This is a genomic window from Duganella violaceipulchra (assembly GCF_019166075.1).
GTDB lineage: Bacteria > Pseudomonadota > Gammaproteobacteria > Burkholderiales > Burkholderiaceae_D > Rugamonas > Rugamonas violaceipulchra.
Genome location: NZ_JAHTGR010000023.1, coordinates 19,035 through 43,420, shown reverse-complemented (window position 1 = coordinate 43,420; position 24,386 = coordinate 19,035). Strand labels below are relative to the sequence as shown.

Genomic DNA, 24,386 nt, shown 5'->3' with positions numbered 1-24,386 from the left:
AATTGGGCGGTTATTTCATCGCCGGCAGCTGCCGGGTCGATCGGACAAGGCTGGCGGGCGCCGTTTGCGCCGCGTCTTCCTCGATGCTTACTATCGGCAACACCTGCAAACCGGGGATGCTGATCTGGCCGTCATCTACCACGCGCACCGCGCCGGCCAGGTTGCGCGCGGCCACCGCCTTGGGCTTGGCCGCCTCGACCGCCTCGACCGGCGTCATGCCCGCACGTTTCATTTCTTCCAGATGCTTGTCGTGCATCATCAATTGATTCGCAATGGAAAACCATGTTTCGCCGGCGATGGCGTTGCGGGCGATGGCGAACAGTTCCTGCTCCTCCTTTTCCAGCCGCTTCAGCAGCGAGGAGCAAAAGGTTTCGATGCTGTCGCAAATCAGGTTGACCTGTTCGTCGCGCACCTCGGCCACCGAACCCAGCCGGTCTTGCAGCATGCGGATCGACAGCAGCGCCGACTGGTTCAGACGGTTGAGCTCGTCCAGCAGCTGGTCGGCGCGCTCGGTCGCCTCGCGCAGCGCGGGGATCAGGTACATCTCGGTTTTACGCCAGTGGCAGGCCTGGTACAGGCTGTTCAAATTCTCGCAGGCATATTCCAGCTGCGACAGGGTGATGCTGTGTTGATGCATCAGCGTGGAGCGCACATACTTTTGGAACGATAACAAACTGAGGCGGACACTTGCGTGTTCCACCGACAGTGCTACCAGAGTATATGTGGCAGTTAACATTCTGACTCCCAAAGCTGAAGTTGCGCGCGCCCGGACGAGCGGCAATACCGGAAGTGAAAGTGTAAATAAAGCCGACAAACACGCTTTGAGCTAGAACAAATACAGGCCGTAGCGCTATACATATCAATATATAACAACCCGGCCGCGAATGCTATCGTAAAGACAATTGAAGCCGCACCATTCCTGCCTCCGGGTGCGGCAAAACCACGCCGCCGAAATGCCGCACCAGTTTTTGCACGCCCAGGTTTTCCGACAAGGCGTCGCCGACGATCTCGGCCGTGCCCCGGCTGCGGAAGTAATCGACCAGTTTCTGGAACAGGATGTAGCCCAGCCCCTGCCCCTTCAGGTCGGAACGCACGATGACGGCAAATTCAGCGGACTGATTGTCCGCATCGGCCACGGCGCGCACCACGCCCAGCGTTTCCGGCTCGCCGCCGGGGCCGTTGCGGGTGGCGATGAAGGCCATCGCGCGGTCGTAGTCGATCTGGGTCAGCCGCGCCAGCTGCGACGGCGGCAGCTCGCGCATCGCGGTGAAGAAGCGCAGCCGCACATCGTCCGGATCGAGCGCGGCGAAGAACACCTGGTGCTGCGGCGCGTCCTCCGGCCGGATCGGCCGCAGCAGGATGCGGCCACCGCCCCAGTCCAGCGCCTGCTCCAGTTCCAGCGGATAGGGACGGATGGCCAGCGTGTTGTCGCTGCGCGCCGGCGCCAGCCGCACGCGCGCGGCCAGCGCCACCACGCCGCCGCCCAGCGCCAGCAGCGGATTGAGGTCAAGTTCCGCCAGCTGCGGCAGGTCGGCCACCATGTCGGCCACCTGCACCAGCGTGCGGCACAGCGCGTCGGCGTCGGCGGCGGTCTGGCCTTGCGCCAGCAGGCGCGCCACGCGGGTGCGGCCCACCATGTCGCGCGCCAGCACCATGTTCAGCGGCGGCAGGCCGGCGGCGCGGTCGGCCGCCACCTCCGCCGCGATGCCGCCCTGGCCAAAGAACACCACCGGCCCGAACACCGGATCGGTGGCGATCTGGATGCGCGCAGCGGCCAGCGTCGGCCCGGTCAGCGCGGCCTGCTGCGGCGTGGCCAGCGCGATGCCGTAGGCCGACAGCAGCGCGCGCGCGTCCAGATCGGACAGCTCGCCGCGGCCGGCCGCCAGGGCCGCGATCACCAGCGCCTGGGCCGCCGCGCGTTCCGGCGCCGCGGTCGCGGGCAGGCGCGCCGGCACCTCCATCAGCAGCTCCTGGTTGCGCCGGTACTGGGCGATTTGCAGGAAGCCGTGGATCGCCTTTTCCGGCGTATCGTAGGTGGGCAGGCCGGCGTCGGCGAACACCTGGCGCGCGGCCGCCACCGAACGGCCGCCCAGCCAGCAGGACAGCACGTTCTTGGAGGCGTTGCGCATCAGCGGCGCCACCGCCGCCGCGATCAGGCTGCTGGGCACCATGGCGGTGGGCGCGTGCAGGAACAGCAGCGCGTCGGCCTGGGTTTCGCGCAGCAGCGCCTCCACCGCGCTGGTGTAGCGCTCGACCGGCACGTCGGCCAGCAGGTCGACCGGGTTGGTCAGCGGCGCGTCGGCGCGTTTGAGCAGACGCAGGGTCTCGGCCGACAACGGCGCCAGTTGCGCGCCGCCGCATTCGAGCGCGTCGGCCGCGATCAGGCCCAGGCCGACGCCATTGGTCAGCACCGCCAGCCGCTCGCCGCGCTGCGGGCGTTGGCGCGCCAGCGTCTCGACGGCGTCGAACAGGTCCTCGGTGGAATGCACGCGCAGCATGCCGGCGCGGCGGATCGCGGCGTCGAACACCAGGTCGGCGCCGGGGGCGGCGTCGCGTCCCACCTTCAGCACGATCACCGGCTTGCCGCGCGCCGCCAGCCGTCCGGCCGACATGAACTTGCGCGCGCAGCGCACGTCTTCGATGCACAGCAGGATGGCTTCGGTCTCCGCGTCGCCGGCCAGGTAGTCCAGCAGGTCGCCGAAGTCGATGTCGGCGCCCTCGCCCATCGCGACAAAGCGCGAGAAGCCGATGCCGCGCAGGCTGGCCCAGTCCAGCACCGCCGCGCCCAGCGCGCCCGATTGCGAGACGAAGGCCAGCTTGCCCGGAGCGGCGGCAAGATGGGTGAAGCTGGCGTTGAGCCCCAGCGCCGGCGATTGCAGGCCGACGCTGCCCGGCCCGAGGATGCGCAGCAGATGCGGCTTGGCCGCATCCAGCATCGCCTGCTGCAGGCTGCGGCTGCCGGCCTTGATCTCGGCCAGCCCCGCCGTCATGACGATGGCGGCGCGGGTGCCGCGCGCGCCCAGTTCCGCGATCAGTCCCGGGATGGTCGACGGCGGCGTGCACAGGATGGCCAGGTCCGGCGCCGCCGGCAAGGCCGACACCCTGGCGTAGCACGGCAGGTCATGCAGCACCTGATGCTTGGGATTGAGCGGCCAGAGGGCGCCGCCGTCGCCACCAAAGCCGGCTTCCGCCAAGTTGGCCAGCACGCGCGCGCCGATGCGCTGCGGGTTGTCCGATGCGCCGATCACGGCCACCGAGCGGGGTTGGAACAATCGATCGAGATTCCTGATGCTCATGGCGGCCCTGCCTTTTTACCAGCGTGAAGCGTGGTCCTCGGTCACGCCCATCATCTGCGTGACCATGCGTTTGGGTTGGTCGGGCGCGCTGCGCACCCAACCGGTGAAGGTGCCGATCGGCTGCAGGTAGCGGCTGGCCGCCACCACCAGGTTCTTGTTGTCGCGGCGCGCGCCTTCCGGCGTGAAGTACAGCTCCAGCAGATCGTCCTCGGTGAAGATGTGCCACTGCGACAGCGGATCGCTGCTGTCGTAGATGAAGTGCACCGGCGCCAGCGCGTGCACCTGGCCGTCCAGCCACAGCGCGTTCTCGTTACCGCCGAAGTAGCCCGACTGCAGGTTGAAACCCATCTCCAGGTTGTGCGCCGAAGCCCAGCGCCAGGCGGTGTTACGCGCCAGCAGGCCGTTGGAATAGTCGAAGCTGGCGACGCCGCCGGCCAGGTTGTAATCCTCGCGGAAGGTGCGCACTTCGCCGCTCAGCGGCAGGCCGGACGACTTCTGCGTGGCATGCACCGAGCCTTGCGCAACGGGCCCGGTGGCCAGCAGCAGCGGCGAGGCGCCGGGGCCGAATTCGGCGTCGATCTCCAGGTAGTCGCAGCGCAGCGTCAGGCCGTAGCTGCCGTCGTCGCGGCTGTCGATGGCGATGCTGCTCTTGCGCGTCTTGAAGCTGCTCGACGCGCCGGCATGGTCGGCCAGCCGCGCCGACAGGCCGGGCAAGCCGTCCTGGCCGAAGTTGGCCAACATGTCGCCGTCGCTGCGGTCGAAGGCGTAGGCGAAGGCGGTGCTGGTCCAGCCCAGGTCGACGATGGCCACCGCGCAGAATATCTGCTCGGTACACAGGGCCACGTAGTGCCAGCGCTTGTGGTGGAAGCGGCGCCACAGGCGGCCGCGCGCGAACGGCGCGGCCAGCTGGCTCCAGTCGATATGGCCAACCTGGCCGGCGTAGCGGCCGAACAGCGGCTGGCCGTCTGCGCTCAGCAAACTGGCGGGGGCGGCGGGCAAACTCATTGAACTCCCATCATGCAGCTTCCATTTCCTTGGTGTTGTTGACCAGCGCGGCGCGCAGCAGCGGCGCGAAACTGTCCGGCGTGGCCTGGGTGATCTGTACATCGGGGCACTCGTGCCAGTTGGCCAGGCGCTGCAAGGCGCCGGCGACGTCGCGCACGAAGCGGTCGCTGACGCGCACGCCCGGCTCCAGCGCCAGCGCTTTCAACTCGAACACGCCGCCGCGCCGGTGCGCCTTGGCGTCCACCCGGCCGACCAGCGCGCCGCGCCGCAGGATCGGCAGCGTGAAGTAACCGTAGCGGCGCTTCTCCGCAGGAGTGTAGCATTCAAGCCGGTAGTCGAAGCCGAACAGCTCCAGCGCGCGGCGCCGGTCCCACACCACCGGGTCGAACGGCGACAGGATGGTGGTCAGGGTCGGCGCCAGCGTGCCGGCGGCAGCGGCGGCCAGCAGTTCGGCGTGGTCGGGGTGGACGTAGACTGGATCATCCCACTCGTCGACCCAGGCGCGCAGCAGCAGGCCCTGCTCCACCAGCTGCTCCGGATCGAGCCGCGGCGGCTTGGTGCGGAAGTAGTCGCTGATCCAGCCGGCGCGGGCGCAGCCCATCGCCTTGACCGCCTTCAGCACCAACGCACGGCGGGTGTCGTCGATATGCGGCGTGCGGCTGTCGTCCCAGCCGGGCAGCACGCGCTCGGCCAGGTCGTAGATGCGCTGGAAGTTCTCGCGCGCGGCGATCATCAGCGCGCCGGACGTGAACAGCACTTCTAGCGAGCGCTTTTCCGGCTTCCAGCTCCACCAGCCGCCGCTCTGGCCGTCGGTGCGCTCGAAGTCCGATGAGCGCGTCGGGCCGTTGGCGCGGATGTGGGCCAGCACGGCGTCGACGTCGGCGCGGCGTTCGACCATCCAGGTCGCCGAATACTTCCAGCCCATCGCGGCCGGATCGAGCATGCGGTGGCGATACAGGCCGTAGTCTTCGATCGGCACGAAGCAGGCCTCGTGCGCCCAGTACTCGAACAGCTGGCCGGCCGCCAGCGCCTGCTCCAGCCACGGCTGCGGATAGTCGCCCAGGCGGCTCCACAACACCAGGTAGGGACTGCGCGCCACTACGTGGATGGTGTCGATCTGCAGCACGCCCATTTGACGGATCGCCTCCACCACATCGGCCTGGCGCGCCTTGCGGCGTCGCGCTTGCAGCAGTCCCTGCGCCGCCAGGTGCAGCGCCCTTGCCGCGGCCAGGCTGATGATCAATTCGTTCATGAACGCTATTCTAATAAAGAAATCAACATTGCCTGTGATCGGAAAGGGGTTTTTTTTGACCCGCCAGCCACAAACGTGACATTTCCGTGCAGAATATCCACACATGGCAAGCAGCTTTCAATTCGCGGGGAACGTAGATTTTCGATGAACTATTTCGCCACTCGCCCGTTCGTGATGTATTTACGCCACCTGTATCGCGCGATACTACTGCCGGTGTTTGCACTGGCGCTGTTGGCGGCCTTGTGGGCGGCCGCCGCCTACCAGATCGGCCAGGAGAAACTGACCGCCCATTACGAAGCGGTGCTGCATAGCCAGTCGCTGGCGCGCACGCTGGCCGAACACACCAACCACCTGCTGCGCCAGATCGACCACGCGACGCAGCTGTTCAAGCTCAAATACGAGGAAACCGGCGGCACGCTGCGGCTGGCCGAATTCACCCGCCGCAACGGCCTGCTCGATTCGCTGCTGCCGTCCAAGCTGGACCTGCCGCTGGCACTGGTCGGCGCCGACGGCCGCCTGCTCGACAGCCGCAACGGCTACTTCGCGCCGGACCAGCACCAGCAAGCCTTCTTCAGCCAACTCGCCAACAACACCGCCGATACGCCGCTGGTGACCACGCCGGTGGTCGAGCCGCGCACGAAGAAATGGCAAATCCAGATCTCGCGCCGCCTGAACAACCGCCAGGGCGAATTCGCCGGCATCATCATGGTGATGATCGATCCCGCCGCCTTCGTCGAGGACTACGACCGCCTGAACGTCGATCCCGGCGGCGCCGTGCTGCTGATCAGCCGTGAAAACGGCATGTCCACCGCCCGCGTCGACGAACAGGTCATCATCAGCGATTCGATCGACTTCACCGTGGCGCAGGGCGGCCGGCAGCAATCGGACGAGCTGCTGCTGGCGCATCCGTTCGACGCCGTCGAGCGCATCTACGGCTACACTGAGATGCCGCGCTACCTGATGCTGGCGGTGGTCGGCAATCCTGTAACTTCGGCGATGGCCACCTTCGAGCACCGGCGCGACATCTATTACAGGGCGGTGGCCGTGGCCTCGGTGCTGGTGCTGCTGTTCGTCGGCTTGTTGATGCAACAGGCGCACCGCCTGCGGCGCAGCGCGCGCATGGTCACCGAGGCGCAGACCATGCTGCGGGCCGCGGCCGACGCCAGCATGGACGCGGTCTACCTGTTAAAGGCCTGCCACATGCGCGGTCCCGGCAAAGAAGTGGTCGACTTCACCATCGCCGACCTGAATGAGCGCGGCGCGGCGCTGCTGGGCTCCACCACCGACGAGATCAAAGGCAGGCGCCTGATCGAAGTGCTGCCAGCGCTGCACACCAAGGGTTTCCTGGAAAAATACAAGACGGTGCTGGCCAGCGGACGCCCGCTGGAGGAGGAATTCGAAATCGACTTCCTGCCGGGTAGAGGCCATTTGTGGCTGCACCATCAAATCGTCGCCATCCACGACGGCGTGGCGGTGACCACGCGCGATATCACGCCGCGCAAGGAAAGCGAACTGGCGATGCGCAAAAACCAGGCGGAGCTGGCGGCCGTCAACGACGCCTCGCCATTGGGTTTGATACGGGCCGATCCCGCCGGCCACTGCACCTATGTCAACCGCACCTTCGAATTCATCACCGGGCTGACGCGCGACGAGGCGCTGGGCGATGCCTGGCTGCGCGCCGTCCACCCCAACGATCGCCAGGTGCTCAAGGAAGCCTTGAAGCATATGGCGAAGACCCGCGTTCCCTACCAGGACACGGTACGCTGCGTACACCCGGACGGCATGATGGTCTGGGTTTCGTTCAAGGTCGCGGCGATGGTGGTGGACGGCCATATCTATGGCTATGTCGGCACGGTGGACGACATCACCCACGTGCGCAAATCCGTGATGGCGCTGCGCGAGAGCGAAGCGCGGCTGCGCACCATCGCCGACACGCTGCCGGCGATGGTGGCATATGTCGATTCGGAGGAGATCTACCGCTTCCACAACGTCGCCTACGAACGGGAATTCAACCGCAGCGGCCTGACGGTGCTGGGCAAGTCCATCGAGGCGACCATGGGCCAGGAGCGCTATCAATTCCTCTCCCCCTACATCAAGCGCGCGCTGGCCGGCGAAACGCTGACCTTCGAAGAGGAGGACCCCGACAGCACCGTCGGCCGCACTTTCGAGGTGGTGTACATCCCGCAGATGGACGAAGACGGCGTGACCGTGATCGGCTTCCACGTCATGCGGCAGGACATCACGGCGCAAAAACGCGAGAAACAGCGCCTGCTCAAGCTGTCGCAGGTCGATGCGCTGACCGGGCTGACCAACCGCGCCGGCTTCCTGCAAAAACTCCAGGACACGATGGCCGCCTGCCGCGAGAACCACAGCCTGATGGCGGTGATGTACATGGATATCGACCGTTTCAAGCCGGTCAACGACACCTTCGGCCACAGCGTCGGCGACGCGCTGCTGAGGGCTTTTTCGGGGCGGCTCACGCACGCCATGCGCGCCACCGACACCATCGCCCGCCTGGGCGGCGACGAATTCACCATCATCATGGAGCGCATCGGCCGCATGGACGCCGCCGATGCGCTGGCGGCCAAGATCGTCACCGCGATGCAGGCGCCGTTCGACCTCGATGGCACGGTGGTGTCGATTTCCGCCAGCATCGGCATGGCCTATTACCGCGGCGAGGATGTCACGCCGGCCGAGCTGCTGAACCGGGCCGACGTGCTGCTGTACGAGGCCAAACAGGGCGGCCGCAACACCTATCGCGCAGGTCCGGCCCTGCCGACGACGACCAGCAACGCGGCCTAGTCGAAGGCCGATCCACTTTTATCAACTCATCCGGCGCCATCTTGCGCTATATTGTGCGCTTCCCGGCTGTTTTGATTACACATCTTCATGCGTCTGCTGCACACCTCCGACTGGCATCTCGGCCAATCCCTGCATAATTTCGAGCGTACCTACGAGCACCAGCATTTCCTGGACTGGCTGCTCGACACCGTCGCCGCCGAACAGGCCGACGCGCTGCTGATCGCCGGCGACATCTTCGACAACGCCAATCCGTCGGCCGCCTCGCAGAAGCAGCTGTATCGATTTTTGCAGCAGGCCAGGGAGCGCGTGCCGCATCTGAACCTGGTGGTCATCGCCGGCAACCACGATTCGCCGGGGCGGCTGGAGGCGCCCGGACCGCTGCTGGAAGCGCATGGCACGCGGGTGGTCGGCAGCGTGCAGCGCAAGGCGGACGGCGAGATCGACCTGGAACAACTGGTGCTGCCGCTGACCGGCCGTGGCGGCGCGGTGGAGGCCTGGTGCCTGGCCGTGCCCTTCCTGCGCCCTGGCGACGTGCCGCGCGTGGCGGCCGACGAAGGTGCCGATCCTTGCGCCGACCCTTATCTGGCCGGCATCGCCCTGCTCTACAAGCAGGCGCTGGGACTGGCGCTGGCCAAGCGCCAGCCGGGCCAGGCGATACTGGCCATGGGCCATTGCCACATGGTCGACGGCCAGATGTCCAACGATTCGGAGCGCCGCATCGTCATCGGCGGCACCGAGATGCTGCCGGCGGGGATCTTCGACCCGGCCATCGTCTACGCCGCGCTGGGGCATTTGCACCTGGCGCAGAGCGTCGGCAAGCAGCAGCACATCCGTTATTGCGGCAGTCCGATTCCGCTGTCGTTCGCGGAGATGGGCTACCAGCACCAGATCCTGCGCATCGATATCGACGGCGGCGAAGTGCGCGAGATCGCGCCTTTGATGGTGCCGCGCGCGGTCCAGCTGCTGCGCGTTCCGGCCAAACCGGCGCCGCTGGCGCAGGTGCTGGAGGAACTGGCGGCGCTCGATGCGCAGCCGGCGCAGCCGGAACAGCAGCCCTTCCTGGAGGTGCGGGTGCGGCTGGATGCGCCGGAGCCCGGCCTGCGTGCGCGCATCGAGGCGGCGCTGGACGGCAAGCCGGTGCGGCTGGCCAAGATCGAGACCTCCAGCGCGGCGCGCAGCACCTCCATCGATGACGAGGTGATGACGCTGGACCAGCTGGAGCAGCTCAAGCCGGACGATATCTTCCGCCAGCTATACCGGCAACGATTCGACAACGAAGCGCCGACCGACCAGTTGAGCGCCTTCGCGGAACTGATGTTGACGCCGGGGCAGCCATGAGAATCCTGAAAATCGGCGGCAAGAACCTGGCGTCGCTGGCGGGCGAATTCGGCGTGGACTTCGAGCAGGAGCCGCTGGCGTCGACCGGCCTGTTCGCCATCAGCGGCCCGACCGGGGCCGGCAAAAGCACCCTGCTCGACGCGCTGTGCCTGGCGCTGTACGACGCCACGCCGCGCCTGCTGAAGGTCGCCGGCCGCAGCTACCTGACCGACGTCGGCGCGGAGACCATCTCCACCCAGGACCCGCGCACGCTGCTGCGTCGCGGCACGGCCGAGGGCTTTGCCGAAGTGGATTTCGTCGGCAACGACGGCGCCTCCTACCGCGCCCGCTGGAGCGTGCGCCGTTCGCGCACCAAGGCCGAAGGCGCGTTGCAGCCGACCCAGATGACGCTGCATCTGCTGCCGTCGCTGCAGGCCATCGGCGGCACCAAGACCGAAGTGAAGGTGGAAATCGAGAAGCGCATCGGCCTGTCGTTCGAGCAGTTCACGCGCGCCGTGCTGCTGGCGCAGAACGAGTTTTCCGCCTTCCTCAAGTCCGAGGACAACGAACGCGGCGAACTGCTGGAGACGCTGACCGGCAGCACCGTCTACAGCGAGATATCAATGCGCGCCTTCGAGCGCGCCAAGCTGGAACAGGCCGCGCTGCAAAGATTGAGCGCACGGCTGGCCGACCAGAAGCCCCTCAACGCTGAACAACGCGGCGAACTGGAAGCGCAAAGCGCGACCGCCGCAGCCGGGCTGCAAGTGCTGGAACAGCGCAAGGCCGAGCTGGAACAGGAACTGCGCTGGCACAAGCAAGCAGAAAAACTGGCGGAAGACGAACAGTCGGCGCAGCAGGCTTGCCAGGCCGCCGTCGCGGACGTGGAAGCGTCGGCGCCGCGCCGCACCGCGCTGGCGCGCATCGCCGCCGTGCAACCGGCGCGTCCGCTGGCCGCTGAAATTGAGCGCATCGCAGCCGACATCGCGGCCACGCAAGCGGCCATCGTCGCCAGCACGCAGGATGCCGCGTCCGCAGCGCAGGCGCTGGAGCGCGCCACGGCGGCGCAAGCGCAGGCCGCGACGCAGGTGCAGGAATCGGAGACCGCCCAGCGCGCAGCCGCGCCGCAGCTGGACCAGGCCAAGGCGCTCGACGCCCGCATCGAAGCCCTGCTGCCCGCTTACCGTCAGGCCGCCGCCGCGTGCGAAACCGCCGACCAGGCGGATGCCGTGGCCAGGGCTGCGCTGCAAGAACGGCAGGACGAACGCAAGCGCCTGGGCGCGCAGCATGAAGCAGGCGTCGCCTGGCTGGCGCAGCACAAGCAGTGGCAGACGATGGCCCAATCTTGGGAACGCTGGGATGTGCTGTTCGTGCAGGCCGGCCAAGCCGCTTCGCAAGCGGAGAAACTGAGCAGCGCGCTGGCCCGCGTGCAGCGCAACGCCAAGGCGCATCGCGACGACGAGGCGGAGGCCAGCGGCAAGCTGGCCGCCTCCAGCGTCGCCTTGCAAACGCTGGAAGCGCAGCGCCAGGAAGCGGTGCGCGCGCTGACGGCCTTCCCGGTCGAGCAGCTACAGACATCGCGCCACGATCTGGAGCGACGCCGCGATCAACTGGCGGCGGCGGAAAAGCTGTGGATCGAACTCGATGCGCGGCAATCGCGCCATACGCATATCCAGGCGCAGTCCGCGCAGCTGCGACAGGCGGTGGACGCAGCCAAAATTCAGTTAAAAACAGCAGCGCAGGAAGGCGTTGGCATCCTGGCTGCCTCCTCGCAGGCGGAACGTTCGCTGAAACTGGCGGAAGGCGCCTGTGCCAAGAACGTGGAATCGCTGCGCGCCGCGCTGGAGGACAATACGCCTTGCCCGGTCTGCGGATCGAACGAGCATCCATATCGCCACGATAACGACGGCCTGCACGACATGTTGGCCGAGTTCCAGGCGGAAGTCACCCGCTGCCGCCAGCAGTTAGAAGCCAATGTCAACCAGCAAGCGGCGCAACGCGCGACCGAGCAGGCCAGCCTTGAGCAACTGAACGCGCTGGCCAGCGAAGGCCGCACTGTGGCGCAGGCGCTGGAACGCGTCGCTGCAGCGTGGCACGGCCACCTGCACGCTGAGGGCCGGGACGAGGCCGCGTCCCAGCTTGCGGCAAAGCTGCCGCCGGAGCCCGAACGCACCGGCTGGTTCGTCGCACAATTGGAGACTGTGCGCGACGCGCTGCAAGCCATCGAACGGCAGGAACGCGCCCTGCATGCGGCCCGCATCGCCCGCGACCAGGCGCAATCGGCCTACGACCTGGCGGCGGCCGAGCACACGCGTTTGCAGAGCGTCGCCTCGCACGCCCAGACCGCGCTGGCGCAATCGAACACGGAATACAAGGCGCTGGACGACCAGCGCATCGAAGTCGCCTTGACGCTGAGCGCCCTGCTCGCGGACCTGGACCCGGCCTTCAGCGGCAGCGACATCCCGAGCGACGACTGGAAGGACGACTGGAAAGCAGGCCCCGCCCGATTCTACGAAGCCCGCCAGGCCGAGAGCCGGCAATGGCTGACGCAGCGCGCCGCCCACGACGAACGCGCCGCCGCCACCGCCACGCTCGACGTGGAAGTGAAGGCGCTCGGCGAGGCACAGGCCAAGGCCGGCCTGGACGCGGTCAACGCCCGCGTCATCTACAGCAGTGCCGACGCCGCGCTCAAGGACATGCAGCAGCAACGCATGGCGCTATGGGGCGGCAAGGAAGTACGCGACGTCGAAACGGCGCTCAACGCCGCCATCGACGCCGCCAGGGAGCGCCTGGCCGGCCTGCAAACCGCCGCACAGCAGGCGGCCCACGCGCGCGCCCGCGCGGACGAGGCACTGGCCCAGGCCGCGCAACGGCTGGCGGCGCTGCACGGTGCATCGGCATCGGCGGCGGCGGCGCTGTCCGACTGGATCGCCGCCTTCCAGCAGCGCCAGCCCGACGCCGGCCTGCGCGACCTGGAGCACCTGCACGCACTGCTGGCCCATACGGCCGAACAGGTCGACGCCGAACGCGCCGCGCTGCAAGCCATCGACCGCGCCGCCGACAACGCCGCCACCGTGCTCAATGAACGCCAGCGCCAACGCGCGCAACACCAATTGTCCGCGCCACCGGAGCGCGCGTCGGCAGACGAACAAACGCCGATCGCACTGCTGGCCACCGCGCTGAACGAGCTGGCGGTCGAACGCAAGACAGCCCACGACCACGCCACCGCCCTGCAACTGGCGCTGGCGCAGGACGACGCCAAGCGCCAGCAATCGCAAGCCATGCTGGCCGAGATCGAGCAGCAGGAAGCGATCGAACAGCGCTGGGCGCGCATGAACGACCTGATAGGCTCGGCCGACGGCAAGAAGTTCCGCAACTACGCCCAGCAATTCACGCTGGACGTCCTGCTGGGTTACGCCAACGCCCACCTGAACCACCTGGCGCGCCGCTACCAACTGGAACGTATCGACAACCCGGCCAGCCCGTCGCTGGCCTTGTTGGTGCGCGACCAGGACATGGGCGGCGAGATGCGCTCCGTGCATTCGCTGTCCGGCGGCGAATCGTTCCTGGTGTCGCTGGCGCTGGCGCTGGGACTGGCCTCGCTGTCGTCCAACCGCGTGCGCGTCGAATCGCTGTTCATCGACGAAGGCTTCGGCAGCCTCGATGCCGAAACCCTGCGCGTGGCCATGGATGCGCTGGACGGCCTGCAAGCGATGGGCCGCAAAGTCGGCGTCATCTCGCACGTGCAGGAAATGACGGAGCGGATCGCCGTTAAAATCCTGGTACAACCTTCGGCGGGCGGCAAAAGCGCGGTCACAGTGCAGTAGAATGGTGTTTTATTGTTAATTCAGGCCGGCTCATGAAATTGCTGCTTTGTCTGTGCTTTTGCTTATCGACCGTACTGCCCCCAGCCCATGCCGCGCCCTGCGCCGCGCCCTACGCGCAAGGCGATGGCTGGGAACTGGCGGCGCCTGAAGCATCTGGCTTCAACGCCAACGCGCTGTGCGTCACGCTGACCGCGCTGGCACAGGGCAAGGACAATATCCACGGCATCGTCATTGAACGCCACGGCAAGCTGGTGGCGGAGATGTACCGCGCCGGCAAGGACCGCTCGATCCGGCGCGGGCTGGGCGTGTGGCCGCCGTTCGCGCCGACGGTGGAATTTGGGCCGGACACGCTGCACGACGTGCGCTCGATCGGCAAGAGCGTCATCGGCCTGCTGGTCGGCATCGAGAAGCAACGCGGCAAAATCGGCGCGCTCACCACGCCGGTGCTGGACTACTACCCCGAATACCAGGACTTGCGCACGCCGCTGCTGAACGCCGTCAACCTCGAACACCTGCTGACCATGAGCGGCGGCTGGAAGTGGGACGAAGGCGCGCAGCCCAACAACGAGCTGCGGCTGTTCTGGAAATCCGACCAGCTGCGCTATGTGCTGGAGCGCCCCATCGTCGCCCCGCCTGGCGCGGTGTGGAACTACAACGGCGGCGGCACCACCATCCTGGCCGACATCGTCAGCCGCGTCAGCGGCCAGCCGTGGACCGAGGTCGCCCGCAAGGACCTGTTCGAACCGCTGGGCATCCTGCAGTGGGAATGGGTGACCGACTTGCGCGACCGGCCGGCGCCGTTTGCGGGACTGCGCCTGCGGCCGCGCGACATGGCCAAGCTGGGACGGCTGATGCTGAACCACGGCCGCTGGAACGGCCGCCAGATCGTGGCCGAGGAATGGGTGGATGAATCGCTGAAACCGCGCCTGAGCGTGGGCTTCAGGAGTCCGGGCAACCAACCGGACGAGCTGCACTACGGCTACCAGTGGTGGGACGGCACGGCGGCCTGGCACGGCCACCGCACGCCATGGAGCGCCGCTTTCGGCAACGGCGGCCAGCGCATCTTCATCGTGCCGGAGCTCGATCTGACGGTGGTCATCACCGCCGGCGACTACGGCTCCGATGCGATGGGCGCGAAGGTCAACCAGCTGCTGCACACGCTGATCGCCACCGTCAGCGACTAAAACAAGCTAGCGTTCGCGCGTCTCCTTGCGCTCCAGTTTGAGCATCTCCCACCCCAGCTCGCGGCGGATTTGCTGGGCGTCCGGCGGCGGGCGCCGTTCCGCGATCTGCGTCTGCAACCACTGCCGCACGGATTCTTTGCTCGGTTGCTTCTTTTGGTCCATGGTCTTGCCTCTTTGGTGGAAGATGATCCCCAGTAGACCTTCAACGCGGGCGCGCCGCGCCAGTTGACCTGCGGGCCGCCGCCAATTGCAACCATTTGCTACAGATTTGCTATCATTCAGAGAGCAGGAGGCAATGCGCACCACCATGAGCACAGGCGCCATATCACCGAGTTCCGCCAGCCAGCCGCCGGTGCGCGCGACGCCGCCGGTGCAGGTGACGTCGTCGGTCACGCCGGCGGGTCCGGCATCCGCCTCGACCAGCTCGTCCCCGAACACCAATTTTTCCGGCAGCGACTCCGTCACCAACCTTACGCCCGAAGCGCTGGCCCTGGTCGCCCAGCTGAAAGCCCGCGACACCGAAGTGCGCCAGCACGAGCAGGCGCACATGGCCACCGCCGGCGGCCTGGCCACTTCCGGCGCTTCCTACACCTATCAGCGCGGACCGAACGGCGTCGATTACGCCATCGGCGGCGAGGTGCATATCGATACATCGCCCGGCCGCACGCCGCAGGAGACCATCGAACGGGCCCACACGATACAGGCGGCGGCCTTGGCGCCGGCCGATCCCTCCGGCGCCGACCGCGCGGTGGCGGCCCAGGCGGCGCTACTCGAACTGCAGGCCCGCGCCGAACTGGCGACGCAGCAGGTGGAACAGGCGGCGGCACGGGTCCAGGGACAGGGCTCGGGCGATGCCGCCAAAGTCCGCCGCACCTACGAAACGCCGCCGCTGGTGCCGCCCAAGCTGGACATCTATGCCTGAGTGATAGAATCCCGCCTTTGCCAGTCCAACAAAAGAGCAACCATGTTAAAAGCACCACGCACCCTGACCTTCAAATGCGCCAAGTGCGCCAAAGCCGTGCAGGTCCGCCTGCAAAAGGTATCGGCCTGCTCGCACATCCAGCCTTACCTGGGAATTTGCGCCTGCGGCGAAGTCAAACACCACGCCATCGGCCAGAAAGACGCCGTCGCTTCCTACCTGGCGGCGCCGGAAGGCTGGACCCACCATCATTAATCTTTGCGCAGCCCTCAAGAAATCGCCAGCGGGACCGTTATAGAAGTACTATCAAACGAAATCCGCTGGAACCTGCCATGTCTATCCTACCTGCTCTCGGCCCCCGCGCTTTGCCAGCGTCCCTCTACGGCGCCAACACGCGCAACGACGGCAAGACGAACGGCGCGACCGCCGCCACGCCCCTGAAAGCAGCCAGTTCCTCGCCGGCTTCGCTGTCCGACGACGCCCTGGCGCAGCATGTGGCGTCGGTTGGCAACGCGACGGTCGATTTCGCGCAGGATTTCGTCAATAAGTTCGCCACCTCGCTGTTCGGCGACGCGGGCAAGGGCGCGACCATCAGTTTCGACTCGGCCAGCCTGGACACCTCGTCCAGCTTCGCCGTGGGCGTGCAGCACACTTCGGGACCGAACGGCAGCAGCGACGCCGCCGCTTTCGACCTGACCGACAGCTCGCACTTCATCGGCAAGGGTACGATCACCACTGCCGACGGCCGCAAGTTCGATTTCGAAGTGGAGGTGCAGTACGACGCTGAATTGAGCGGAGCCGCCAGCCAGGAAACCAGCAACAGCAAGCCGGCAAGCGACGCCGCCAGCAAGCGACCAGTGGCCGCCAATGGCGCCAGCACCGACAACCTGCCGTCGGTGCAGGTGCCGAATATCGACTTCCCTGGCACCTTGGCCGACCTGTTCCAATTGATCGGCCGCGACCTGCACTCGGCGCTGTCGACCGGCGACAACTCCCCGAGCCAGGCCAGCAACGGCATCGACCGCAATACGCTGCGCAACCTGTCGCTGCGTCTTCTCAGCCTGGTCAACAGCAAGGACACCAACACCTACAGCGCGCCAACCGCCGCCGACAAGGTCAAACCGGCAAGCGACGCCACCGGCCTGCAAGCCGTGTCGGACCCCATCAAGGCGGGACCGGCAGGCGTCAGCGCGACGCCCGCGCCGGCCGACGACCCGATCTCGACCACCGCCGCCAACGACGCCGCACCGAGCGCCAAAGACGCCACCAGTTAAGCGCCAAGTATAATAAGCGCCTCAACACCAAAACGCCGGCAGGGATGGACACCATCCCCGGCGTTTTTTGTGCTTCCGCTTATTACACCTACCGATTGCCCCGACATGTCCGCACAAACCACCGCCTCCCCTACGCCACAACAGATCCACTGGGAGGAGAACGGCGTGCAGTGCTCCGCGCGCTGGCGCTCCGAAGCCGGCATGGCGCCGCCGAAGCGCGTCGTCCTCGCCGACGACCGCACCAATGCCGACGTGGCCTACCGCCTGGCCTGCGAAGGCACGGCACTGCTGTGGCGCGGCGACTTCCAGAACGCCCGCCAGCTGCTGCAAGCGCTGGCGCGCCGCGCCGACCACAAGGCCAAGCCAGCCAAGAAAGCCAAGCCGGCCAAAGTGCCCGCCACGCCGACCGAAGCCTTCCACCTGCATCGCCAGGCGCAGTCGCAACGCGCGCGCACGCTGGCCATGCTGCTGATTCCCTTCGACGCCGCCTACTCGATTCCGCTGCGCCGCGCGCCGGACGTGCAGCTGGCCTGCAATGAGGCATACGGCCGCTTCGAGGAACCGTTCGTGGCCTCGCTGCGCGAGCTGCTGGGCGTGATCGGCGCGCACGAATGGCGCCGCACCGGCGTGGAGATCCCGGCGCTGGACGCGCGCATCCACCCGCACTACGGCGTGTTCTCGCCGGTGCGCGGCGAGTATGTGGAACTGGTGGCGAACACGCCGCTGCCGGCCGGCGTCAAGCTGGCTTACGACATCGGCGCCGGTACCGGTGTGCTGTCGGCGGTGCTGGCCAAGCGCGGCGTGGCGCGCGTCATCGCCACCGACCAGGATCAGCGGGCGCTGAGCTGCGCGCGCGAGAATCTGGCGCGACTGGATCTGGACGGCCAGGTCGAGCTGCTGGAGGCGGATCTGTTCCCTGAAGGCCGGGCGCCGCTGGTGGTGTGCAATCCACCGTGGGTGCCGGCGCGTCCGAGCTCGCCGATTGAATACGCGGTCTACGATCCGGACAGCCGCATGCTGCGCGGCTTCCTGGCCGGCCTGTCGGACCATCTGACGCCGGGTGGCGAGGGCTGGCTGATCCTGTCGGACCTGGCCGAGCACCTGGGCCTGCGTCCGCGCGCGGACCTGATGGAATGGATCGCCGCCGCCGGCCTGAAAGTGATCGACCGCCACGACGTGCGCCCGACCCACCCGCGCGCCGCCGACGCCACCGATCCGCTGCACGCCGCCCGCGCCGCCGAGGTCACGTCGCTATGGCGCCTGGCCGCCGCGTAACCAGGTCGGCTATCGAAAAATGCAATATTTGTAGTTCTGCTATGCTCGCTTGAGTCAACTTCATGGAGGATGCCCCATGTTCAAGCTATGATTCGGGCTGCTGTCACCACAAGCGGCGGCGCCCGTTCCGCCTGCCGCCGACCTGCTGAGCGAAGAGGCGTATGCGCGCCACAAGGCCGGCGCCTGCGGGGTCACCCGCCTGATTTCGCGCCACCTTGGCAATCAGGAAAGCGAACGGCTGGTACGGCAAATGGAAGCCAAGTACGATGCCGCAGGACTGACCAGCATCGACGAGATCCGCTGGCTTTTTTTCGGCGCCATGCTGGACGATCAGGGCCAACAGCGCGGTCAGTGGCTCATGCTACAGGCAAGGGCTGGGCGAGCTGTCTCACTGGCTGGAACCTCGGCAATTGTCGTTGCTGATAGTGGACTATGAATCGGATTCCTACTACGCACTCATCATGGAAAACGCATTGGTCGAGCAGACGCTCGCCCTGGCGCGGGAAGCTGGCGTGAAAATCCTGCGCTTTGAAGACTTCGCGCTCACGCAAAGCGAGGAATGATAGGATAAACATAAGCACCACTTAAAATTTTCGACAAAATATAAGTGGCTCTTATTTTGACCCTTGCGGAATACAAAAGGTCTCTGTATAATTCGGGCCTCAGACGCGGGGTGGAGCAGTCTGGCAGCTCGTCGGGCTCATAACCCGAAGGTCACAGGTTCAAATCCTGTCCCCGCAACCAGATTCGATAAGCCGTTGATTCTTCTCAAGAATCAACGGCTTTTTCTTTTTCGCGCTTGCATTCTCCGTTATGACGTATCTACAATGTAGATACACTCACGGAGGCTGATATGCTGGTCGAGATACAGAAATGGGGCAATAGCGCCGCTGTGCGCATACCGGCAGCGGCATTAAAAGAAACTGGCCTCCAGATCGGGCAAAAGCTGGACCTGCAAACCGACGCAGGGCAATTGCTACTGGTGCCGGCAGCCGAAAGCCTGGAAGACCTTCTCGCACGTATTACCCCCGAAAATCGTCACACCCCCTTGCTGGACGACCCAGCCGTGGGCGGCGAAGCATGGTAACAAGCGTCTACATTCCAGATCGCGGGGATGTCGTATGGCTCGACTTTACTCCGCAAGCCGGACATGAACAGGCTGGCCGCCGGCCTGCCCTGGTGCTCTCCGTAGCCAGCTACAACGCAGCATCCGGTCTGGCCATCTGCTGCCCGGTCACCAATCAAGCCAAGGGCTATCCATTTGAAGTTCCCGCGGCAGCTCCATCCAATTACCAACTGACCGGCGTCGTTTTAGCCGATCACGTTCGTTCAGTCGATTGGCGGGCGCGCAATGCACGCAAATTCGCCGAGGTGACTCCACAGTGCGCCAACGACGTCAGCAAACGCATCAAGCTACTCCTTCCCTGATATACCCAACCCGTCACAAAACTGTCACAATTGCTCTTTTTGCCTACCCAGGGAGACGCGTGTGAAGGATCTAGTTCAGGTTACAGCCCCACAGGAGCAGGATGCGCCCGTCAGTCCATCGCGCCGCCGGATCTTCCAGGTCGCCGCCGCTACCGGCATGGCTGCTTCCCTGCCCGCCCTGAGCGAAGCCGCCACCGCCAAGCCGGCCGCCGTCAAAGGCTCGCTGGACGCCAAGCTGCAAGCCCACATCAAGACCGTGGTCGTGATCTACCTGGAAAACCGCAGCTTCAACAACCTGTTCGCCAACTTCCCCGGCACCGCCTCGCCATTGTCGGCCGCCACTGCGGCCGCCTGCCAGCAGCGCGACTTCGACGGTTCGGTGCTGCCCGCGCTGCCGAAAGTCTGGGGCGGCATGGTGCCCAACACCCAGGACATCGGCGGCAAAAAATACGGGCTGAAAGAAGACGACGTCAAGAACCTGCCGAACGGCCCGTTCAAACTGGCCGACACCGAAGGCAAACCGCTGCCGGAAGCCGTGATCACGCGCGACCTGTGGCACCTGTTCTACCAGAACCAGATGCAGATCAACGGCGGCAAGAACGACGGCTTCGCGGCCTGGGGCAACACCGGCGGCATGGTCATGGGCTACTACGGCGAGACCAGCAAGAACCTAGGTCTGTGGAAGATCGCCGAACAGTACACGCTGTGCGATAACTTCTTCATGGCGGCCTTCGGCGGCTCCTACCTGAATCACCAGTTCCTGATCTCCAGCCGCACGCCCGAATATTTCAACGCCAAGGACACCGCCGCCAAGAAGAAGATCGCGGTGCTCGACGACGGTCCGACCGGCATGCGCCTGTCCGTGACCAAGGACAGCCCCGCCTCGGCGATGGACGGCTATCCAATCTACACCAACAACGGCGCCATCACGCCGGATGGCTACGCGGTCAACACCATGGCCCCGCCCTACCAGCCGAGCTACATCCGCCCGGCCTTCGACGGCGATCCGCTGCTGGCCGATCCCAAGGACTCCGGCACCCTGCCGCCGCAAACCTACGACACCATCGGCGACCTGCTGTCGGCCAAGAAGGTCAGCTGGGCGTGGTACGGCGGCGCATGGCAGGCGGCGCTCGACGCGCGCGGCGGCGGCGAAAAGCCCAACTTCCAGTACCACCACCAGCCGTTCAACTATTTCAAGCAGTTCGCGCCCGGCACCGCCGCGCGCGCGGAGCACCTGCGCGACGGTGGCCTGGGCGACAGCCCGATCTCGAACAAATTCATCGCCGACGCCATCGCCGGCAAACTGCCTGCGGTGACCTTCTACAAGCCGCAAGGGAACCTGAACCTGCACGCCGGCTACTCGGACATCGAGTCGGGCGACGCCCACATCGCCAACGTGATCGAGCACCTGAAGAAGTCCCCGCAGTGGAAGGACATGGTCATCGTGATCACCTTCGACGAAAACGGCGGCTGGTGGGATAACGTGGCGCCGCCCAAGGGCGACCGCTGGGGTCCGGGCTCGCGCGTTCCCGCCATCGTGGTCTCGCCGTATGCAAAGAAAGGCCAGGTCGATCACAGCTTCTACGACACCACCTCGATCATGCGCTTCATCACCCGCCTGCATGGCCTGCCGCTGCTGGAAGGCCTGAAGCTGCGCAACGAGGCCTTCGCGGCCCGTAATGCGCTGCCGCCGGGCGATCTGACAGGGGCACTGAGCTTCCGATGAATTGATGCCGCGGATGTGCTGGAGACGGCGCCTCTGTGTTACAATCCGCGACTTACTTACTGAGCCCGACTGCTGCAGCCGGGCTTTTGTTTTGAGCGGCGCATTTTCACCAGTGCCGTGGGCACGAGATTTAAGAATGAGAGATAAAAAAGATAACGCCACGTTCGACCTGCCCGGCTTCAGCCCGGCCGCGCCGCTCGAACCGGAAGCGAAGCGCCCACCGGCGCCACGCGGCAAGCGTGCCACGCTCAAGCAAGTGCAGCTCGAACTGCTCGAAGCCACCGACAACTCCGGTCTGCCGGTCTGGGTGCGCGACGAAAACCTGGACCTGACCGGCTTGCCGGTGTGGGCGCCAAACTAATACCAACCCGATATCACAGCGTCAGCGAGCCTGTTAGACTGTGACCACGTCCTTTTTGAACAGGTCTGACACCATGACATCCACCGCCTCCACCGCGTTTTCCAGCCTGCCGCTGACCACCGCCCTCCTGGACAATCTCGAATCGCTCGGCTACAAGGAGATGACGACGATCCAGGCGCAAAGCCTGCCGTCGGTGCTGGAAGGCCGCGACCTGATCGCCCAGGCCAAGACCGGCAGCGGCAAGACCGCGGCCTTCGGCATCGGCATCCTGGCCAAGCTCAATCCGGCCTGGTTCGCCGTGCAGGCGCTGGTGCTGTGCCCTACCCGCGAACTGGCCGACCAGGTGGCCAATGAGCTGCGCCGCCTGGCGCGCGCCACCGGCAACGTCAAGGTGCTGGTGCTGACCGGCGGTTCGCCGATGCGTCCGCAGATCGCCTCGCTGGAGCATGGCGCCCACATCGTCGTCGGCACGCCGGGCCGCGTGCGCGACCACCTGGGCCGCGCCACGCTGGACCTGTCGAAAGTGGAAACGCTGGTGCTGGACGAAGCGGACCGCATGACCGACATGGGCTTCTACGACGAAATCGCCGGCATCGTCAGCGCCTGCCCAAAACGTCGCCAGACCTTGCTGTTCTCGGCCACCTATCCGGACGACATCCGCCGCGCCACCGATTCCTTCCTGGCCGATCCGGTCGAAGTGACGGTCGAAGCGCAGCACGACAACAGCCAGATCGAACAGCTATTCTTCGAGATCGGCTTCGACGAGCGCACCTCCGCCGTGGCGCGCCTGCTGGGCCACTACAAGCCGGTATCGGCCATCGCCTTCTGCAACACCAAGGTGCAGTGCCGCGAGCTGGTGGAAGAGCTGCAGGCGAAGGGCTTCTCCGCGATGGCGCTGTACGGCGAACTGGAACAGAAGGAACGCGACGAGATCCTGGTGCTGTTCTCCAACCGCAGCTGCTCCGTGCTGGTGGCCACCGATGTCGCCGCGCGCGGCCTGGACATCCCCAACCTGGAAGCGGTGATCAACGTCGACGTGTCGAAGGACACCGAGGTGCACATCCACCGCATCGGCCGCACCGGCCGTGGCGCCGAACAGGGCCTGGCCTTGTCGCTGTGTGCGCCGAACGAGAAGAAGTGGGTCAAGCTGATCGAGGAATACCAGAAGGCGCCGGTCGAATGGTTCGACCTGAAATCACTGGACGACAACGAATACGGCGTCGATCCGGCACCGATGATGACGCTGGTGATCTCCGGTGGTAAGAAGGACAAGCTGCGTCCAGGCGACCTGCTGGGCGCACTGACCGGCGATGCCGGCTTGAGCAAAGAACAAGTCGGCAAGATCAACGTGTTCGAGTTCCAGACCTACGTGGCGATCGACCGCCGCGTGGCCTACGATGCCTTCGAACGCCTGAGCAAGAACAACCCGCTGGGCGGCGACTTCGGCGCCATCAAAGGCCGCAACTTCAAGATGCGCTTCATCGAGTCCTGATTCACTTAACGGTGCGGCTGCTCGATATGCGGCAGCAGCACCGTCAGGATGCCCAGCAGCGGCAGGAACGAACACAGTTTGTACACATAGGCGATGCCGGCTACGTCGGCGATATGCCCCATGGCGGCGGCGCCGATGCCGCTCACGCCAAACATCAATCCAAAGAAGATCCCCGCAATCATGCCGACCTTGCCCGGCATGAGCTCCTGCGCGAACACCACGATGGCCGAAAACGCCGACGAGATCACGAAGCCGATCACCACCGACAGCACGGCCGTCCAGAACAGGCCGACGTAAGGCAGCATCAGCGTGAACGGCGCCGCGCCGAGGATCGAGATCCAGATCACGCGCTTGCGGCCAATACGATCGCCGATCGGCCCACCCATGAAAGTGCCCGCCGCCACCGCCGCCAAAAACAGGAACAGATACAGCTGCGCCGACGATACCGACAAGCCGAATTTATCGATCAGGTAGAAGGTGTAGTAGCTGCTCAAACTGGACATGTAGGCGTACTTGGAGAAGACCAGCAGCGCCAGCACCGTCAGCGCGCCATAAACGCGGGCTTTAGTTAAAGGCGATACGGCATGCGATGCGGCCTTGCGCGGAAGTCCGGCCAGGTGCGCGCTGTGCCAGCGGCCGACGCGCACCAGCACCGCAATCGCCACCACCACCAGCAACGCGAACCAGGCGATATTGCCCTGCCCCCGGCCGATAATGATGGCCGCAGCCAGCAAGGGCCCAAGCGCCGAGCCGACATTGCCGCCGACCTGGAACAGCGATTGCGCAAAACCAAACCGCCCACCCGAGGCGATGCGCGCCACGCGCGAAGCCTCCGGGTGGAAGGTCGAGGAACCGACGCCGATCAACGCGGCCGCGATCAGCAAGGCCGGGAAGCTGCCGGCGACGGACATCATCAGCACGCCGATCAGCGTGGCGACCATCCCCAGCGGCAGCAGAAATGGCATCGGGCGACGGTCGGTGTACAGGCCTATCCATGGTTGCAGCAGTGAGGCGGTGCACTGGAAAACCAGCGTGATCAGGCCGACCTGTGTGAACGTCAGGCCGAACTGCGCCTTCAGCATCGGGTAGATCGACGGCAGCATCGCCTGCGTCAGGTCGTTCAGCAGATGGACCAGGGCGACGGCGCCAAGGATGGAGATAACAGTGTCGCCGTGCGGGCGACTGACGGGAGCTAGTGTGGATGTATTCATGCCAGCCAGTGTAATATGGT

21 protein-coding genes and 1 tRNA gene are annotated in these 24,386 nt (G+C 65.8%); 15 read left to right on the top strand and 7 right to left on the bottom strand.

Features of this window, described 5'->3' with window-relative positions; all coding sequences use genetic code 11:
* Positions 1-10 precede the first annotated feature (10 nt).
* The 4 genes from KVP70_RS29165 to KVP70_RS29150 form a co-directional block, all read right to left on the bottom strand.
* Entirely contained in the window at positions 11-637 is a 627-nt protein-coding gene (locus tag KVP70_RS29165) for a hypothetical protein (RefSeq protein WP_229225169.1), read from the bottom strand.
* A 250-nt stretch (positions 638-887) separates the two neighbouring features.
* Positions 888-3,296 carry a bifunctional acetate--CoA ligase family protein/GNAT family N-acetyltransferase gene (locus tag KVP70_RS29160; RefSeq protein WP_217945888.1) on the bottom strand — a complete coding sequence of 803 codons (2,409 nt, stop codon included), beginning with the start codon at positions 3,294-3,296 and terminating at the stop codon, positions 888-890.
* A gap of 15 nt (positions 3,297-3,311) precedes the next feature.
* Entirely contained in the window at positions 3,312-4,301 is a 990-nt protein-coding gene (locus KVP70_RS29155; RefSeq protein WP_217945887.1) for a DUF2804 domain-containing protein, read from the bottom strand.
* Positions 4,302-4,311: 10 nt separating this feature from the next.
* Positions 4,312-5,553: a winged helix-turn-helix domain-containing protein gene (locus KVP70_RS29150; RefSeq protein WP_217945886.1), complete on the bottom strand. Its 1,242-nt coding sequence runs from the start codon at positions 5,551-5,553 to the stop codon at positions 4,312-4,314.
* Positions 5,554-5,697: 144 nt separating this feature from the next.
* Between KVP70_RS29150 and KVP70_RS29145 the strand changes: the two genes are divergently transcribed.
* From KVP70_RS29145 to KVP70_RS29130, 4 genes are all read left to right on the top strand, one after another.
* Complete coding sequence (locus tag KVP70_RS29145) at positions 5,698-8,355, top strand: diguanylate cyclase domain-containing protein (RefSeq protein WP_217945885.1); 2,658 nt, start codon at positions 5,698-5,700, stop codon at positions 8,353-8,355.
* Positions 8,356-8,442: 87 nt separating this feature from the next.
* Positions 8,443-9,693, top strand: a complete 1,251-nt coding sequence (locus KVP70_RS29140) for an exonuclease SbcCD subunit D C-terminal domain-containing protein (RefSeq protein ID WP_217945884.1) — start codon at positions 8,443-8,445, stop codon at positions 9,691-9,693.
* Positions 9,690-13,496: an AAA family ATPase gene (locus KVP70_RS29135; RefSeq protein WP_217945883.1), complete on the top strand. Its 3,807-nt coding sequence runs from the start codon at positions 9,690-9,692 to the stop codon at positions 13,494-13,496. The genes KVP70_RS29140 and KVP70_RS29135 overlap by 4 nt, the downstream gene beginning before the upstream one ends.
* Before the next feature lie 32 nt (positions 13,497-13,528).
* Positions 13,529-14,680 carry a serine hydrolase domain-containing protein gene (locus tag KVP70_RS29130; RefSeq protein WP_217945882.1) on the top strand — a complete coding sequence of 384 codons (1,152 nt, stop codon included), beginning with the start codon at positions 13,529-13,531 and terminating at the stop codon, positions 14,678-14,680.
* A 6-nt stretch (positions 14,681-14,686) separates the two neighbouring features.
* Here the strand turns inward: KVP70_RS29130 and KVP70_RS29125 are convergent, their stop codons facing one another.
* Positions 14,687-14,842: a hypothetical protein gene (locus KVP70_RS29125; protein ID WP_217945881.1), complete on the bottom strand. Its 156-nt coding sequence runs from the start codon at positions 14,840-14,842 to the stop codon at positions 14,687-14,689.
* Between the two features lie 145 nt (positions 14,843-14,987).
* Here KVP70_RS29125 and KVP70_RS29120 point away from each other — a divergent pair, with 145 nt between their 5' ends.
* From KVP70_RS29120 to KVP70_RS29105, 4 genes are all read left to right on the top strand, one after another.
* Complete coding sequence (locus tag KVP70_RS29120) at positions 14,988-15,602, top strand: putative metalloprotease CJM1_0395 family protein (protein ID WP_217945880.1); 615 nt, start codon at positions 14,988-14,990, stop codon at positions 15,600-15,602.
* Between the two features lie 42 nt (positions 15,603-15,644).
* Positions 15,645-15,854 (top strand): hypothetical protein, encoded by a 210-nt coding sequence (locus tag KVP70_RS29115; RefSeq protein ID WP_008449977.1) that lies wholly within the window; start codon positions 15,645-15,647, stop codon positions 15,852-15,854.
* Between the two features lie 77 nt (positions 15,855-15,931).
* On the top strand, positions 15,932-16,873 hold the full coding sequence (locus tag KVP70_RS29110) for a hypothetical protein (protein ID WP_217945879.1): 942 nt from the start codon (positions 15,932-15,934) through the stop codon (positions 16,871-16,873).
* A gap of 105 nt (positions 16,874-16,978) precedes the next feature.
* Positions 16,979-18,148: a methyltransferase gene (locus KVP70_RS29105; protein WP_217945878.1), complete on the top strand. Its 1,170-nt coding sequence runs from the start codon at positions 16,979-16,981 to the stop codon at positions 18,146-18,148.
* Between the two features lie 103 nt (positions 18,149-18,251).
* Here the strand turns inward: KVP70_RS29105 and KVP70_RS29100 are convergent, their stop codons facing one another.
* A complete protein-coding gene (locus KVP70_RS29100) occupies positions 18,252-18,488 on the bottom strand; it encodes a hypothetical protein (RefSeq protein ID WP_217945877.1) in 237 nt (78 codons plus the stop codon).
* Between KVP70_RS29100 and KVP70_RS29095 the strand changes: the two genes are divergently transcribed.
* The 7 genes from KVP70_RS29095 to dbpA all read left to right on the top strand — a co-directional run bounded on the left by KVP70_RS29095 (position 18,478) and on the right by dbpA (position 23,155).
* Positions 18,478-18,711, top strand: a complete 234-nt coding sequence (locus tag KVP70_RS29095; RefSeq protein WP_439897413.1) for a DUF6630 family protein — start codon at positions 18,478-18,480, stop codon at positions 18,709-18,711. The genes KVP70_RS29100 and KVP70_RS29095 overlap by 11 nt on opposite strands.
* Positions 18,712-18,815: 104 nt before the next feature.
* Positions 18,816-18,892 (top strand) — tRNA-Met (locus KVP70_RS29090).
* Positions 18,893-19,001: 109 nt separating this feature from the next.
* Positions 19,002-19,235: an AbrB/MazE/SpoVT family DNA-binding domain-containing protein gene (locus KVP70_RS29085; RefSeq protein ID WP_217945875.1), complete on the top strand. Its 234-nt coding sequence runs from the start codon at positions 19,002-19,004 to the stop codon at positions 19,233-19,235.
* Complete coding sequence (gene mazF, locus KVP70_RS29080; RefSeq protein WP_217945874.1) at positions 19,229-19,576, top strand: endoribonuclease MazF; 348 nt, start codon at positions 19,229-19,231, stop codon at positions 19,574-19,576. The genes KVP70_RS29085 and mazF overlap by 7 nt, the downstream gene beginning before the upstream one ends.
* Positions 19,577-19,637: 61 nt before the next feature.
* Positions 19,638-21,302, top strand: coding sequence for an acid phosphatase (locus tag KVP70_RS29075; RefSeq protein WP_217945873.1), 1,665 nt, complete (start codon positions 19,638-19,640; stop codon positions 21,300-21,302).
* 136 nt (positions 21,303-21,438) lie between these two features.
* Positions 21,439-21,663, top strand: a complete 225-nt coding sequence (locus KVP70_RS29070) for a hypothetical protein (RefSeq protein WP_020702334.1) — start codon at positions 21,439-21,441, stop codon at positions 21,661-21,663.
* A gap of 73 nt (positions 21,664-21,736) precedes the next feature.
* Positions 21,737-23,155: an ATP-dependent RNA helicase DbpA gene (gene dbpA / locus KVP70_RS29065; protein WP_217945872.1), complete on the top strand. Its 1,419-nt coding sequence runs from the start codon at positions 21,737-21,739 to the stop codon at positions 23,153-23,155.
* Positions 23,156-23,160: 5 nt separating this feature from the next.
* Here the strand turns inward: dbpA and KVP70_RS29060 are convergent, their stop codons facing one another.
* Positions 23,161-24,366: an MFS transporter gene (locus tag KVP70_RS29060; RefSeq protein WP_217945871.1), complete on the bottom strand. Its 1,206-nt coding sequence runs from the start codon at positions 24,364-24,366 to the stop codon at positions 23,161-23,163.
* Positions 24,367-24,386: the final 20 nt, after the last annotated feature.